13 protein-coding genes are annotated in these 15,509 nt (G+C 65.5%); 6 read left to right on the forward strand and 7 right to left on the reverse strand.

The features are described from left to right. The first annotated feature begins 161 nt into the window (after positions 1–161). From ACN263_RS01790 to ACN263_RS01810, 5 genes are read left to right on the forward strand one after another with little or no spacing between them, the layout of a single operon-like run. Positions 162–1,820 carry an AAA family ATPase gene (locus tag ACN263_RS01790; RefSeq protein ID WP_422738090.1) on the forward strand — a complete coding sequence of 553 codons (1,659 nt, stop codon included), beginning with the start codon at positions 162–164 and terminating at the stop codon, positions 1,818–1,820. Further along, on the forward strand, positions 1,777–2,307 hold the full coding sequence (locus ACN263_RS01795; RefSeq protein ID WP_227457532.1) for a hypothetical protein: 531 nt from the start codon (positions 1,777–1,779) through the stop codon (positions 2,305–2,307). The genes ACN263_RS01790 and ACN263_RS01795 overlap by 44 nt, the downstream gene beginning before the upstream one ends. After that, entirely contained in the window at positions 2,304–2,522 is a 219-nt protein-coding gene (locus ACN263_RS01800) for a DUF2997 domain-containing protein (protein ID WP_011905833.1), read from the forward strand. The genes ACN263_RS01795 and ACN263_RS01800 overlap by 4 nt, the downstream gene beginning before the upstream one ends. Beyond that, positions 2,506–3,363, forward strand: coding sequence for a ComEA family DNA-binding protein (locus ACN263_RS01805; protein ID WP_422738091.1), 858 nt, complete (start codon positions 2,506–2,508; stop codon positions 3,361–3,363). Before ACN263_RS01800 ends, ACN263_RS01805 begins: the two co-directional genes overlap by 17 nt. Beyond that, a complete protein-coding gene (locus tag ACN263_RS01810) occupies positions 3,356–4,018 on the forward strand; it encodes a 4Fe-4S single cluster domain-containing protein (RefSeq protein WP_422738092.1) in 663 nt (220 codons plus the stop codon). Before ACN263_RS01805 ends, ACN263_RS01810 begins: the two co-directional genes overlap by 8 nt. 262 nt (positions 4,019–4,280) lie before the next feature. Here ACN263_RS01810 and ACN263_RS01815 read toward each other — a convergent pair whose 3' ends face one another. The 5 genes from ACN263_RS01815 to ACN263_RS01835 all read right to left on the reverse strand — a co-directional run bounded on the left by ACN263_RS01815 (position 4,281) and on the right by ACN263_RS01835 (position 9,810). Further along, a complete protein-coding gene (locus ACN263_RS01815) occupies positions 4,281–5,321 on the reverse strand; it encodes a restriction endonuclease (protein WP_422738093.1) in 1,041 nt (346 codons plus the stop codon). 182 nt (positions 5,322–5,503) lie between these two features. Continuing rightward, complete coding sequence (locus ACN263_RS01820; RefSeq protein ID WP_422738094.1) at positions 5,504–5,944, reverse strand: Mov34/MPN/PAD-1 family protein; 441 nt, start codon at positions 5,942–5,944, stop codon at positions 5,504–5,506. After that, positions 5,941–7,515: a ThiF family adenylyltransferase gene (locus ACN263_RS01825; protein ID WP_422738095.1), complete on the reverse strand. Its 1,575-nt coding sequence runs from the start codon at positions 7,513–7,515 to the stop codon at positions 5,941–5,943. Before ACN263_RS01825 ends, ACN263_RS01820 begins: the two co-directional genes overlap by 4 nt. Further along, positions 7,512–8,528, reverse strand: coding sequence for an SMODS domain-containing nucleotidyltransferase (locus tag ACN263_RS01830; protein ID WP_422738096.1), 1,017 nt, complete (start codon positions 8,526–8,528; stop codon positions 7,512–7,514). Before ACN263_RS01830 ends, ACN263_RS01825 begins: the two co-directional genes overlap by 4 nt. A 199-nt stretch (positions 8,529–8,727) precedes the next feature. Beyond that, the gene (locus tag ACN263_RS01835; RefSeq protein WP_422738097.1) at positions 8,728–9,810 is read right to left on the reverse strand and encodes an SAVED domain-containing protein; all 1,083 of its coding nucleotides are present in this window, start codon (positions 9,808–9,810) and stop codon (positions 8,728–8,730) included. 1,086 nt (positions 9,811–10,896) lie between these two features. Here ACN263_RS01835 and ACN263_RS01840 point away from each other — a divergent pair. Then, positions 10,897–11,595 carry a GIY-YIG nuclease family protein gene (locus tag ACN263_RS01840; protein WP_422738098.1) on the forward strand — a complete coding sequence of 233 codons (699 nt, stop codon included), beginning with the start codon at positions 10,897–10,899 and terminating at the stop codon, positions 11,593–11,595. Positions 11,596–11,685: 90 nt separating this feature from the next. Here the strand turns inward: ACN263_RS01840 and ACN263_RS01845 are convergent, their stop codons facing one another. Next, positions 11,686–14,589: a Z1 domain-containing protein gene (locus ACN263_RS01845; protein ID WP_422738099.1), complete on the reverse strand. Its 2,904-nt coding sequence runs from the start codon at positions 14,587–14,589 to the stop codon at positions 11,686–11,688. After that, positions 14,586–15,410 (reverse strand): PD-(D/E)XK motif protein, encoded by an 825-nt coding sequence (locus tag ACN263_RS01850; RefSeq protein WP_422738100.1) that lies wholly within the window; start codon positions 15,408–15,410, stop codon positions 14,586–14,588. The genes ACN263_RS01845 and ACN263_RS01850 overlap by 4 nt, the downstream gene beginning before the upstream one ends. Positions 15,411–15,509: the final 99 nt, after the last annotated feature.

Consider the following 15,509-nt stretch of genomic DNA (forward strand, 5'->3'; position numbering starts at 1 on the left):
CTGGCCATTTCCGCCAGCCCAGTGGGGGCAGGGCGCTGATAGATGGCATTTCACATGATCTTCAGTCTGTGTGAGGATTAATGCCGATTTCCCTAGATCTGGCCCTGCCTGTGGCCTGCTACAGTCGGCCGGCCTGGTGGCGGTCGGAGGGGGAGACGGCGATGACGAGGCCTTTCCGCGAGGCATTGTCGCAACTGCTCAAAGCGCGCTTCCCGATCCTCTACGTAGAGTCGTACGAAGAGCATCGGGTGGTCGCGGAGGTGACGGCCGTAGCCCGCGATGTGGCCCTGATTCGTACTCCCAGGGCCGTCTGGACCTGGTCCGCGACAGAAGGACTGGTTCAGCCGGACGGTACCCCGAGGAAGGGCACGACGGACCCGGAGGATGCGCTCAACGCTGTGCTTCGGATCGACGAGCCCAGCGTGCTCATATTCAGGGACCTACACGCGGCGCACGGGGGTGGCGACAGGCCTGGGAGCCCGGGTGTGGTTCGGCGGTTGCGGGATGTGGCGGCGGCCTTCAAGTCCGGCCCGGTCGCGCGGGCCTTGGTGCTTATCTCTCCCGTGCTGCGGATTCCGGTGGAGCTGGAAAAGGACGTCACGATCGTCGACTTTCCGCTGCCCAATGAGCACGAGATCCGCATGGTGCTTGAAGGGATGATCGCGGCCAACTCCGCCAGCGGCCGGATCCGCATCGGCCTGGATGAGGTGGGGAGGGAGCGGTTGGCGAAGGCAGCTCTCGGCCTCACGCTGCAGGAGGCGGAGAACGCCTTCGCTCGTGCGATGGTCAACGACGGTGTGCTTGACCTTGACGACATCGCGGTGGTGCACGAGGAGAAGCGGCAGACGGTACGCAAGTCGGGACTGCTCGAGTTCGTCGATGTCGATGTCGACCTGGCCGACGTCGGTGGTCTGGAAAATCTGAAGCGGTGGCTGGCCAAAAGGGATAGTTCCTGGTTGGCGGAGGCGGCGGAGTACGGGCTTCCCGCGCCGCGCGGTGTGCTGATCACTGGCGTGCCCGGCTGCGGCAAGTCGCTCACCGCAAAGGCCGTCGCCGCTAGCTGGGGCTTGCCGCTGCTGCGCTTCGACATCGGTCGGGTCTTCTCCGGACTGGTCGGATCCAGCGAGCAGAACGTGCGCAACGCTATCCGCACCGCCGAGGCCACCTCACCGTGCGTTCTCTGGGTCGATGAGATCGAGAAGGGCTTCGCCAACGGCGGCGCCGCTGGTGACTCGGGAACGTCATCTCGCGTGTTCGGCACCTTCCTCACCTGGCTGCAGGAGAAGACGGAGCCCGTCTTCGTCATCGCGACCGCGAACAACATTGAAAGCCTCCCGCCTGAGATGCTGCGTAAGGGGCGCTTCGATGAGATCTTCTTCGTCGATCTCCCGACCATCGCGGAGCGCGCGTCGATCTGGGCCGTGCACATCGCAAAGCGGATGACGCATCCTGCTGTCGCCAGAGACCTCACCGTCGACGACGCACTGCTGAAGGAGCTCTCGGGGCTGAGTGAGGGCTATTCGGGAGCCGAGCTCGAGGAGGCGGTCATCGCCGGCCTTTTCGACGCCTTCTCGGAAAGACGCCCGTTGCGCAAGGACGATCTAATCCACGGCGTGGTCAACATGGTGCCGCTCAGCGTGACCCAGGCGGAGCGGATCAGCGCCATCCGCGCCTGGGCGAATATGCGTGCTGTGGCGGCCACGGCCGCGGAAGACTGTGACCTTCCTGGCCGTTCCGGGACCACCATTGCGTCCACGGCTCCTACCCAACCCGGCGATGCACCACCCCCTCACAGTGGTGGAAGATCGGTCGAGTTTTGATGTCGACGACAGGACCGAGGGGAGTGCCACGTTGAGCGTCTCACTGATACTGGTGCCGCTGGCCGTGGCCACGGTCGCCGCCGTGCGCGGCGCCACCGCCAGCCGCGACGAGCGTGGCCGCGTCATCTGCCAGGTGCAGACGCGGATGCGGGATGAGACGTTGCTCTCGGCGGCGCTGCGCGAAACCAACGCCGTGGTCACCGCCGACCATCAGGAGATCGTGGCGTCCTGGGGCCGCGTACAGGCGACTTTCCAGCGCGGGCCGGACGCGGTGTGGTCTGCGCACCTCACGGGTGACGTCGACGAGCAAGGAGCCGTCGACATCGTTCGGGCCATCGACGCCGAGTACGGGCGGCAGGTGCAGCGTGCGGTGCTCGAGCGGCTGCGGGAACGCGCACCGGCCGCCGGACTTCGGCTCGAGTCGGAGACCGTCGCCGAGGATGCGAGCGTACGGATGGTGTTCGCTGTCGAGGGACGGCCGTCATGACGGAAAAGCCACAAATCCTGCTGACCGTGACGAGCGCGGGCATCGTGAGCGCCGAGACCAAGGGCCTGGCGGGAAGCGGCTGCCTCGACTACATCACGATCCTGGAAGATCTACTCGACGCACACACCATTGAAAGTGCCTACACCGCCGACTACACCAGAACGAACGTGAACACGCAGAACCTCCAGGAAGAGCGCAATGTCGAACGTGCCTAACGGGCCCTGGACACCTCCACTGCCTCCCGCCAACCCGGGCGCGAGCCTGCAATGGCGGATCCAGCACAGCTGGTGGCTCCTGCTCCCAATTTTCGGCATGGGCTGCCTCGCCGGAGCAGGCTTCCTCTACGTCGGGCTTCGCGCCCGACGGCCGGACTGGTGGATCCCCGGCATCGCCTACACCGTCATCGGTGCAGGCACCATCCCCTTCTTCGACGACCCAGGCAAGACGACCACCGTGGGCGGCTGGGCTGCCGGCACGCTCTTGGCCATCTGGGCGGCGAGCATCTTGCACGCCTGCCTCATCAACTCGGCGTGGCTGCGCTGGCGGGCAACCCACACTCCCTGGTACGCGCAGCCAACCGCACCACCGCCGACCTGGACCGGCAGCCCCTACCCCCCGGCGCCCCCCGGGCCATCGCGCTACACGCCAACATCCCCGCCACCGTCGGTCGCCAACATCATGCCGAACCCGGCCACCTACTACGGGGCTGGGCCAGCAGCAGTACCAGCGCCTCCGCAGCAGTCGTACGGCACGCCGCCGCAGCCCTCCACGGTCTCGCCAGCCACGGCCGGAGGCCCGGCGGCCATCGATGTCAACACGGCCACCTTCGAGCAGCTCGCTGCGCTCCCGCACCTCCACACAGACCGCGTGCACCGGGTGATCGCCGAGCGGCAGGCACGCCGCGGGTTCGGCAGCGTAGAGGAGATCGCCGCAGTGGCGAATCTTGCACCGCACGAGTTCGCCCATCTCCGGAACCTGCTGACCTGCACACCTCCGCAGTGGCGGCAGCCTGGCCAGGCGCCGCCACCACCCCACGGCCGTGTGCTCGATGTCTGATGACGAACTCGCTCCTCGACCTACCATCAACTCGGCGGTGGTGTCAGTAGCGAGGTTCCTTGGTTCAACTCACGCGGAGGGACCGGGCGAGCGCACCGCGGTCTGGGTGCAGGGCTGCGCCATCCGGTGCCCCGGCTGCTTCAACCCGCACATGTGGAGCTTCCGAGGCGGGGAACAGGTAGCAACAGACGACCTGGTGACCCGCATCCTCGACTCGGGCACCGCCGGGCTGACGCTGCTCGGCGGGGAACCCTTCGATCAAGCCGCCGCATTGTCCAAGGTCACTCGCGCGGTACGGAGCGCTAGCCGATCGGTCATGACCTTCACCGGATACACCGAGGCGCAGCTGCGGCAGGCCATCGAGGCGGGCCGCGCCGATGTTGCCGCGCTGCTCGGCGAGACGGACCTGCTCGTTGCTGGACCGTTCCTCAACGACCGGATCGACCCCGTTCGGCCCTGGGTCGGCTCGACGAACCAGGAGTTCGTCGTGCTGAGCGACCGCTTCCCGCATCTACTCGACCATCTGCGACGCACGCCCGACCGCGTCGAGATAAACGTCGACACCTCCGGCCAGATCGCGATCAACGGGTGGGCGGAGCTGGAGTTGCTGGACGAGCTGCTCGCGCCAGTGGCCCGACCCCTACGCAACCGGTGACTCCCGGCAGTGTCTCCTGCGAAGTGCATCGCAGCGTGGGTTACAGGGTGACTTGGCGGGCAGTCGTCCTCGGCCACAGGGCGGCGAGGACGATCCAGACCGCATAATCGCGAACGTCCTCACCAGGCATGCGGTTGACCGCGATGAAGACCGCTTGCTCCGCGTCAAGCCACGGCAGCTCGACGCCGACGCAGGCGATGCTGCCCAGTGTTGGCCGGAACAGGTGCGAGTTGACAGCAGCCCGCGACCGGACGGAGGGGAATTAACCCCGACGCCAGTCGGCCGCATCGTAGACGAGCCTGTAGACCTGAACATCCTGTCTAGCTGCGTACACGATTGTGATATCGGAGAGTAGTTGCTTATAAGTCGCACGCCGAGCCCGATATTTCTCCGGATCATCTGCCATCCAGCGTTCAATGCTGTCCGGAAGACTAAAGCGGAACTGAACCCGTGGGTCCACCGACTCAATTAACCAACTTCCTGCAGTATCGGTCTCGCCCACATGTCGGAGCCTGACCCGCATGACTGGTCGCTGAGCCAAGGCATCGAGCGTCGCAGCCATATCGGTTACCAGCAACGGCAGAATCAGCGGGGCGGCAGGGAAGCCGAGCAGCATTCGAGCTTTCCAGTCGTCGACTATGTATGCTGCGAACTCATCGACTATCCCGCCAAGAATCTCACCAGTAAGGCCCCCACTCGCAAGTTCGCCCGTGGCATGACCGTCTGTGCCGAGTAGCCTTCGAAGCTCATTGCGTACCCAGCCCGTAGGAAAGCCGTCGCTCCCCCAAGCTTCTACTAGACGCCGGGCCAAGTCGCGAACGGCCTTACTGAGGTCCTTGAATGTCGACGTCGAGAGATCGACGAGAACGATTTGATGGGCCTGTGCGTATTCTTGCGCGTCGCGGGTGAAACCCGAAGTGGAGAACATTGAGTAAAGATAGTGGTACCGCTGCTGGGGCAAGCTGGGGCGAGCTTGAGAAGCCCAGTTCTGATTTACATCATGGATTACCCCGTGAGCGTTTCGGACCTCTCCCAGCCCGATAGCCCCAGATTTATGGCACTTAGCCTCTACAAACATGCGAAGCGGTAGCGAAAACGGTGGTACGTAGATTAGCTCACCGAGCACGTCGGCCTGATGTTCAGCGCCTCGGCCACGGACCCGGAGTCCATTTGGACCCGCTACCAACTCGTCAGGGTCATCGCTCGCTCGGGTCAGCAACTTGTAGCCGCTACTTAAGAGCATCCACGCAATGATCTCTTCCAGCACATACCCGGCAAGTTGACCTGCCCCTATGCGAGCCATGCGCCATATTAAGACAGTGTGCGGTAAGCCGAACCCCCAGCGCTCCCGCCGCCCGCCCGGAACTCCTCTTGGAGCCGCTCACCGCGGTGAGCGTGCGCCTCTGCGCTGAGCAGTGATGCGCTGATCCGAGACAGGGTTTAGCACGTATCACATGCTAACCCCGATCTGGCGTGGGGAAAGCTTCAGGCAGTAACCTCGAGGACCGTCTGTGACCTGCCACGACGAGCCGCTCGTATGTCGAGGACGCCGCCGGAGCTGTGCACGATGAGCAGCAACGGCTGGGGGTAGGCGCGGGAGGCGCTGCGGATGGATTTGAGGTCCTGCGCGCTTGCCTCACAGGGCGCCGGATGGCTGTGCCAGTCGCCGACATAACCCATCCAGGGGTGCCCGAGAGTGGCGATCGCCCGGTCGAGGGCCTGCTGGGCAAGGTTCTCGCGCCGGATCCACGAGGTGCCGGAGGCGGCCGGATCCACTACCTCAACGGCAGAACGGACGATCACCCTGTCGCTGTCCCACCACCCAAGAAGTAGACCGCCGGCCTCCAACGGTGCGGCACGTCCGGCCGCTTCGCTAATGGTCTGACGAGCGTCGGAGTGAATCACCACTGGAACAGGGCCGGTCACAATGCCACCGGGACGGAAACGGCATCCGATGTGAGCAGACCGAGCCGGTCGAAGGGCGGATCAGGCTGGGGCCGGCGCACGTCGGCCATAGTCGCCGGCAGGGCGCTTTGGTGGGTCGCCTCGTCGATGATCATCCGGCAGGCGAGTTCGGCGGCGGCGATGACCGCCGCTGGTGGCGTCCGCGAGACAGGTTCACCGCACCCGGCCTCCCGTACTCCTGCGCGGACTGGTTCGTTGGCCAGGGCCGGTAGGTGTTGTTCTGCGCGACGCAGGGGGAAGCGGTCAGCCCTGATGATGTCGCCCTCGCGCTGTACACAGGCGGAGATGACCGTGTGACCGGTCCAGGCGCCGACGATGTCAGCGGCCGTCGCGAGCAGGCTGCTGGCACCGGCGTGGGCGGTGGCGTCGAGCACCACGTTGTGGGTCTTGACCAGTTCGACGGCGTCGCCCAACTGGGTGATGTCGCGGTTCCGCCGCTCCACCTCGCCGACGTCGAACCCCGTGGCCGCCAGCCGGTCCATGACCGCGGTGACCTTGTATTTCCCGACGTCGTTACTGCCGGCGAGGTGACGTACGACGTTGCCGGGACGCAGACGCTCACCGTCGATCAGGGTGAGACGGCGGACGCCGGAGCGGAACAGGATGTCGGCGGCGAAAGACCCGAGCGCGCCAGCACCGACCACGGCGATCCGGACATCAGCCAGTTCCACTGCGGTGTTACCCGCGCGTATCGACCGGGTGGCCAGGCTGGTGTCGGCGCTTTCGCAGGCCGTTATCGACGGAACGGGGCCGCGGCGCCGTACAGCAACAGCTAGGGCGGCGCGGTGGCCGTTTCGGGAGTACCGCAGCAGGAGATAGCCGACGGCGCCGAGCGCGATCAGACGACTGACTTCATCGGCGCGTCCAAGAGTCTGCGCGAGATCGGCCCATCCCCGAGGTGGGGAGCTGACCTCCCCCAGATCATCGACCCACGCGAGTCCAAGGTCCTTCGGATGTAGCTGCTGAGGTCCCCGCGGCGCGATGACTCCCGGCCGCCGGTTGCCGGTCACCTCGATGGTGCGCGGTGTGGGCCCCGGTGCCGTCTTGTAGAGCCCGACTTTTCCGGTGAGCACGTCGGCGTTGTAAAGCACGAAAGTGTCGGCGTCCTGCTCCAGGTACCGTTCGAGGTCGCAGGCATCGTCGTCCGGCCAGCTCACGGCCGTCTGCTCCAGCCAGTTTCGCACCCGATCCAGTAATACCTGGGGTTCTCGCCATGGCGCGGCGTCGACCGGATGGGCGCTGCCGTCCCAGAGGCAAAGATTGCCGTGAAGCCCCGGCAGGGCGGGCCGGTCGATGTGGAAGGTCAGCTCCATCGTTGTTCCGGGATCGAGCACCCGAACCGCCGGCGCGGCGAACGGAAACCGATCGGTCAGCTCCACCTCGATGCGGGCATGGACGAGGCCGTGGACCGGGTGCTGCCACGCCAGGTCGCCGCGTAGCCGATGCCCGTCGTCGCCGAAGCCCAGTTCCCCGAGGCGCGCACGCCAGGAGTCGGCTTCGGCGACGAGGTCGCTCTGCCAGGAACTGCTCATGCGTAACGGCCGCTCCCGGCCGGAACGGCGGACGCACCCCGGGTCACCGCCGACGCCTGCTTCCGGGTGCCATCGGCGTTGCAGTACTCCGGCAGCGGGAAGACGTACTCCTCGGTCGTGGTGTTCTTGGTCGTGCCGAACAGCTCACGCCACATCACCGCGGCCGGGCAGTCCTCCGCGTCCAGGGCGTCTTCGGCCAACGTCGCCGCCTCGACGATCCGCTCGGCCGCGGCAGCCAACTGCTCTGCCGTGGCCTTGGTCTTGATCTTCTTGCCGTCCAGCGTCGGGTCGTCGAGGCCCTCGTCGGCGACGTCCACGAGCAGGTCGGCGATCTCGCGGAGCACGACGGTCAGGTACCCGGCGTACGTCGTCTCGTCCGGCTTGGCGTTGCTGAACGCGTGATACGTGAGAACCTCGAAGAAGTAGCCGCCGGGCTGGTCATCGACCCAGACCCGGCGGATCTGACGGACGAGCTTGACGACGGGAACGTAGACCCCGCTTCCGGGATCGTCGTCGTAAAGCAGGTAGTCCTTGTTCGCCTGCGTCGTCAGCTCGGCCATCTCGGTGGGGTTGGTCTCGACCCACCGGGCATTCCCGTCGTCCTCGATCTTCTCCGGGATCTCCCAGTGATCCCCGCACGGCCGGGCGATGACCACATCGACGGACAGATCGTAGTCCGGGAAGTCCACCATCACAGACCGGTGCTGGCGCGTGACCCGGCCGGGGAACGCCGCCTCCAGAACAGCCTCGACGTGGTCGAGGATCTTGCCGGGGCGCAGGTCTTTACCGGCCTTGCTCAACCGGGCGAACACATCGACGTCCTTGACCCGGCGAATCGACACGTGCCGGCCGTAGGAGCCGATCAGCAATGGATCGACCCCGAGCTTCACCAAGAGGTCGTCCGCCTCCAACGCCGCCGTGACCTCGGCATGCGCCGACTGGGCGTTCTTGGCATCCTCGGTGGGCTCGATGTTGCTCAGTGCCGTCTTGAAGTGGGTGGCCAGCGTGGCCATGTGCTCTCCGTTCCCTGGCAGGTGCGCCTGGTACGGCCGCCGAGGGGGTGAGGTCACGGCCAGTTTCTACGACGCTGTGGACGGCGCCCGCATTCCCGAAAGAGCCGAGCACCGACGAGACGGTACGGCGCGGGTACGACAACCTCGCCCCACCAGCAGGACCAGCCGCCAGCCTTGGGCGTACCGGCGGAATGCCACGTCAGCCGTTCGGGGGAGCAGGGAACGGCTCGTACACGTTCGCAACAGGGTTGAAGGTGTACGCCGTCCACTGCCCGGGGGTGGGCGCAGCCAGCCGGGCACCGAGCGCCACAGCGATCGCCACAGGGCCGCTCAGAAAGATCGCGTGGCGGCCCGTCCGCGCCTCGGCCGGCAACGGCGCGGCATCCCACGCGTCGCACGTCTGCGAGACGACCCCGTTAAACGTTTTCATGTCCTGCTTCAGCAGCCGGTTCTCGTTGCGAAGCAGCAGCAGCCACCCGATGCCGCGCTCACGGCACGCCTTCACCACCGCGTCCCGGAACTGATCCCCGCGACTCTGCAGATCGAGCGCGAGCGCCACCTTCGTCATGTCGCCGCCATCGACCGCCTCCAGCCGCTCCACCGTCAGCGGGGCGGCTTTCACGTCCACCGCCCGCAGCGACGTCGCCGCGAAGAACGCCGGAGACCCCGTGTCCTGCCGAAGCTCATGCACGGCGACATGCTGTGCGTGCGTGTACCCCAGCCGCGCGCCCAACCAGAACGCCACGTGCAGCGGCATCGTGGGGATCACATTGACGTGGGCTGCGTCCGGAGCGAGCCGCTCCGCGATCGTCGTGGCCCGTAGCGTCTCCTCCGCCAGCAGATCAACCAGTTCACGATCACGAACGGGATCACCCCACAACTCGATCTCCGCCTTCAGCGTCACCGCCGCTGAACCCTGGCTGAACCGCTCCGCCTGTTGATTCCGCTGCTCGGCACGGGCCCGACCGCGATGGACATCCACTGCGTTCACGATGATCCCTACCCGCAGCCCCATCCGAGCCCGGTGTCGCAGCCAGAAGCCGACCGCCAGGACGATCAAACCCACGACGACGGCAACTACGAACCCCAGCCGGCCCGGCTTCTCACCGGTCATTAGCGACTTGCTCGCCTCCGTCAAAAACGTTCCGGCGACCAGGCCCCCCACCGCGATGACCGCCGACCCATCGGCCACCAACGCACGCAAGCCCTGCGCACTGACGGGCTGCTCGCCCGCGCCCACCACCGTCAAACGCGGTGTATCGGAACGCTCCACTGTTGTCACGAGGCCACCACCGTCACGAAGAGAAGGCCCGTCCTCGTGTGGAGGGAATCCACGATAATCTAGAGCGGGCAGTGCTCGTCAGCGTAGGACATGGGGAACAACCATCGGTCGGCACCGAGTACCGCCGACCGGCGCGGCGAGAACGCGTTGCGTAGGAGGTCGAGGTTCGCGCGACTGAACTTCACGCGGCGCCAACAGCTGTTGAGACCTCTGTTCACCGCTGCCCTCGTCGCCAGAGCGTGTAAAGAGTGACGACCGTGCCCGTGACCGCGACGAGACCCGTTTCTCCGGCCGTCATGTAGACGGCGGCTGCCAGCCCAAGCAGCCCCAACAGCGCTGTGAGCTCAATGACAAGTTCCGAGGTGCGACGGGGACGACTGTGGCTTCGGCTGGGCTGCTGAGCGGCGTCCGTGGACGGCTTGACTCTGACCATAGACGTACTAGAACATGAGCTATCGAAGTTCTCCACGCCTCGAACAGCTTCGAACGATCGCGAACATCTGAAGAGGTCGAAGCCCATCTAGGCAGCGTTTTCTGGTGTTCGACGACGTTCATGTTCGTTCAGGGAAGGCAGGCTGGGCGTACATGACGGCGCACCCTGATCAAGATCCCATGCAACGGTTCGCCGCTGAGCTGAGAGCCTTCCGCCTCAGCTGTGGCCGCCCGAGCTTGCATGAGGTCAACAGGCTAGCCAAGAGGAATAACTCCTCCCTCGCGCCTTCGACCATGAGCACGATGCTCAACGGCAAGCGCCTCCCTGGCTGGCCCCTCGTTCAGACCTTCGTCCGGACTCTGCTCCAGATCCGCGATGCCGACACATCGTTAGGAAGCGACCATGATGAGGAGGTCCGAGAGTGGAAGCGGAAGTGGGTGACGGCCAGTTTCGGACCTGCCACTGACAAACGCTCGGGGAGCGCCGGGCCGCTAGGGCGACACATGACCGCCCCGTCGGTCGTAGCTCGCGAGCGCCAGAGTCGTGCAGCTGTTGAGCCGACCGAAGAGGTCCGGGATTCAGGACCATCAGATCAGTTCGACGAGCGGGGGCCGTTGGTCATCCCTGCTTCCAGGCCGCGTCGCCTAGAGCTGTTGACACCGCAGGTCCGAGCTTTTCACGTCCTGCTGGACCAAGCCCTCAGCGAAAAGGACACCGACGGACGCGTCTGGGGAAACGCCCGTTTTGGGTGCTACGCGTTTTACGACCTCGACGGCGAGGTCCTCTATGTCGGCTCCGCGGGCGAAGGGCTGCGTACCCGTGTTCGCCGACATCTCACCGGATATCGGACGGATGCAGTTGCCACTCGCATTCTTGATGTGCACGAAGTGGCCGAATTGGAGCTATGGCCGATTTGGGCATTGGAAGAGGTGGGCCGGAGTGATCGGTTACGAGTGCAGAACGAGCTGTCAGGAATTGAGGGCGCCATTTACCGCCGGGCGGTGGCCGAGAACCAATTCGGACCCCCGCTGAACGAGGTAATTCCGGCCGACATGAATCCGGCGACTCTTCCCCCGTCCCGGCGTTTCGCTCTACTCGACGAAAGCACTAGGCAGGAGCGCAGCCATCCCGACGCTCGCCTTGCCCGCCGTGCCGAGAATCTGGCGCGTCTTGCCTCAACGGTGCTTGAGCGAGGTAGCCCCAATGACGGCATGAGGCGTGCACTTCTGATCCAAGCGGCGAGATTCACGGCACTCGCGGCTACGCACCTCGCCTATGTGCGCGGCTTGCCTAAGCCATATCCGGCCGTGCTCGATATCGCAGGTCTCCTCGATTCACCAGAGGTTGATTGATCCGGAACCCATCATGCCGTAACCGCCATTCCGGGCAGCGGCTTCCGTCGGCACTTCTCGGGATATCCCTACTCGGCGCATCAGCGGTTCTCATGGCATATCGACGACCAGGGCGTAGGGGTTCGTCTTGTCCACTGTCACCCAATGCAATATCTTGCCGCCAGCTGGCACCGTGGAAGTTGGGGTGACCAGGTGGAACCCGATTGTGACCTCTTCGTCTTCGACGGCTTCGCCCTCACGTCCGGAGAGGTTGCCCTTCTCAACGGTCGGGTAGAGGATGATCGCTCCGGTGGAGGCGCCCCTGAGGGCGTCGGCGACGAGATCCGGGGTCGCTGTGTCTAAACCGGCAATCCTCATTGCTGCGTTCCGGTGTCGTTCCTCGCTGAACACTCGGAACGAGGCGCTGGACGAGGTGCGTTGGCGTTCGAAGATGCTGAAGGGCCCGTGTCCGGCGACGAGGCGTCGTGTGGTGGACCTCGTCTGCTGGGGCAGGAGCACGACCCACCGTGCGAGTTGGTCGTCGCTCAGGCGGCGCAGCCAGGCGAGTTCGGGTTGGAAGGTGTCATCGGCCAGCCACTTAAGGTTGCCGAGCACAGCCAGAAGCACTGCGTGACTGACGATTGCCGCCCCCGCCTCGTAGGTGGTCTTGGCTCCCGGCACCACGAACCTGACAGACCGTTGGGCTGCGGCAGCGAGTAGCGGTTTCCACTGTTCGAGGTTGTGCTTAATCTTGGTTCCGACGGAGGGGAAGGCCACGGGTTCCATGGGCTGGCCGGGTGAGCTCTTCAGGACGAGCTTGGCGTTCCACATCTTGTTGCGGCCGGTGGGTCGCAGGTCCGGGCGGTGCTGGGCGATCAGAGGTGGGATCTGCCGGGGGGTCAGCTGGGGCCTGCCGTCGGCCGGGGCCGCGTACTGGCGTAGTTCGCGACGTAGAAATTCCTCGTCGCGGCAGGCAGCCTCGAACATGTCGTGTAGGTCTTCGGTCGTGTAAAGACGAACCAGGTCTCGGAAGCCGTGCCGGAAGCCGAACCAGCGGCCCATCTGCATGAGGGTGTCGACCTGTGACGTCGCGCGTCGATAGTAGGTCACCGTCAGCCCCTCCACGGTGAAGCCGCGTGCGAGCTTGTTACCACCGACCAGGATGCGCCAGATCTCTCGCTTGTCGAAGTCGAGACTCTCCTGCTGCCGCTCAAGGTCGGTGTCGCTGTTCACGACGATGACCGGGCTGCCGTCACGGTCAGCGGGGCTGATGAGCCCAAGCGCTGCGCCAATGTCGTCGCGCAGGTCGTCGAAGTCGGCGGGTGTAAGCAGTGCTGATGCCTGTGCGCGGGACACGGGCAGGACGTCGGTGAGGTACAGCTCCCGCAACCGGGCCAAGCCGCTGGCTCGGTAGTAGCCGGCGGTGTTCCACAGGTGGCTGATCAGCTCGGCTGTCTGCCGGTGGGAGTCCTTGCCCATGGCTTCATGGACGAGCATGGTGTGGTGCCGGTAGGTGGTTCCGTGTCGTTGGCGGTAGAGCTTGACGGCGCCGGTGAGGACGAACATGTCCATTGCGCGGCGTAGCTCGCCGTCGTCGGGCTCGTCGCCGAGGTGCCGCACGTGTGCCCGTTCCTTGGAAGTTTCGAGAGGGCGCTGCTTGACCGGCAGTTCGGAGTCGAAGTCGTGGAAGTCCTCCGCACCCATGTAGCCGTTGGGTCGCGGCAGGGAGATGAGGAAGTCGCGCGGGAAGATGTCCTCGACATCGGAGGGGTCGATGAACACGTTGGCGTACGGGGTGGCGGTGTAGCCGACGTACTGCGCGCGGGGCATCATCCGCAGTAGCTGGCCGATAAGCCGGTTTATCGCGGTGCGCTTCTTGCTGTCCTCCTTCCACTTCTTCGGGCTGACGGTGTTGACCGAGGCTTGGTCCGACTCGTCGTCGATGATGAGGACCGGCACCTCGCCGAGGCGGTCGCTGATGCGGCCTAGGTCCGCCACCAAGTCCTGAAGGACGCGCGCGTTCTTCTTGGCGACGACGAGACGGGCGTCGCTGGTGTGGAGGTTCACCGCGTCGTAGAACTTACGGTTTCGCTCGCGCCCCTTGAACTCGAGGGCAGAGAATCCCATCTGCAGCCCGCTGTAATCCCTGGCATGCTTGCTCAGGCGGTGGATGTCGGGGTAACCGGCGTCGGACGGTCTACCACCGTGGCGGACGAAGCGGTCGCGTTTCCAGTCGGGGTCGTCGTGGTACTCGTGAGCCTTCTGGTCGTGGGGGGAAATTTCCCGCTCGATGTTTTCTCGGCCGCACAGCTCGATGTCGAGGCGCCGCTGGGTCTGGGCGCGCAGCATGTTGGTGGTGCCGGTAAGCACGATGACGAGCCGGTATCCGGCATCGATGGCCTTGGCCACGACGCCGGTGAAGTTGGCGGTTTTGCCGCTCTGGACGTAACCAACCACGAGCCCTTTGGCCTGGTACGCCACGGGGCGGGTCGGGTCGGACAGCCTACGAACAACCTCCTCGGTGGCCCTGTCCAAGTCGGCAACGGCCTTGGGGTTGCGCCATTTGTCGAGAAGGTAGCCGTGATAGTGCGCCCAGTAGAAGTTGCGTTCGGTACGCCGTTGGGGGGTGCGCCACTCCTCCCAGTCGTCGGCGATGACTATGAGACCGTCGGCGGACGCGTGAGGAAACAGGTCAGCGAAAAGGTTCGCGGTTGGCTCGTCGACGCCGAGTGCGGTGATCACCGCTGCGCGGCGTTCGGCGGTGTTGTGGCTGGTGCCACCGGTCCAAGGGGCGCTGCTTTGTTCGTGGTCCCACGCGGCAAGGGTGTGGGCGAACTGTTGGCGCAGGGCGTCCTCGGGGCCGGCGTCACGCAGATGCGCTTGGAGGGCGGACCCGTCGGCGATACCGAGGACGTCGCCACCCAGCATGACTGCCAGGGCATGCAACGGCTTTGGCCCGGGACGCTGCATGGCGTCAAGGGCGGCGCTGTAGGCGGTGGTCACGGTGTCGCTCATGGCAGCTCCCGTTGTCCCCTCGTGAGTGCGTTGGTGAGGATCTGCGGCGTCGGGTCACCGCTGCGTCCAGTGAGGTCAAGGCGGTAGCGGACGTCGGTCACGTGCGTGGCGTCGACGCCGGCCTCGGTCAGGAGACGGGGGGTGAGACGGGGGAACGCGCTGGTCACCTGGAATGCCTCGGGTGAGGTTCGTAGACGCCACCGGCGTTGGCAGGTGGCGGAGTAGCGGTCCCGCCAGCCGGAGCCGCGGAGCAGATCGTCGATTGCGGCGCGGTGGGCGGTGGACGACAGGTGAGCACGCACACCGGTGATGAGGTCCGGTAGGGTTCGACCGCCGCTGCCTGCTGCGGTGATCTGGAGGGAGACGAGCCAGAGTTGCCGTTCGCCGGTCTCGACCATTTGTGTCAGCGAGGAGATCCAGTGGGCGCGGCGTTCGGACACGGTGGTCTTGACCTCGACGTCGAGGTCCGGGAGCCCGAAGTCGTGCTCCTCGGCCTGTCCGCCGCGCCAGGATGCGAGGGCGGTGTCAGGACCGACCGTCTGGGTGAGGCCAGCGAACAGAAGCAGTTCCCCGACGAGCCCTGTCTCCTTCTCCTGGGAGAGGACGTCCTCGGTCTGCAGGAGGTGTCCGAGGCGGCGCAGTGTCTCGGTCAGCGCGGCGGTCATTGTCTGTTGGTCGAGTTGGACCCGGTCGGCGACGGCGCACAGCAAGGGATAGGCATCGACGAAGAGCCGGGGATCGGTGACGGCAACCTCGATCATCCGCTGCCCGTCGTGGTGCACGACGCGGACAGTGAGGTGCTCCAGCCCGGCTGGAACCACCTCGTGGGAGGTTGCGGGTCCGCGTAGCCCGACTCGCCTGGCGTGGGGGTCGACGAAGAGCACGAGTCGGGGTGACCCGGCGATCGGGTGGTCAATCGG

The organism is Micromonospora sp. WMMD729 (assembly GCF_049315225.1).
Taxonomy (GTDB): domain Bacteria; phylum Actinomycetota; class Actinomycetes; order Mycobacteriales; family Micromonosporaceae; genus Micromonospora.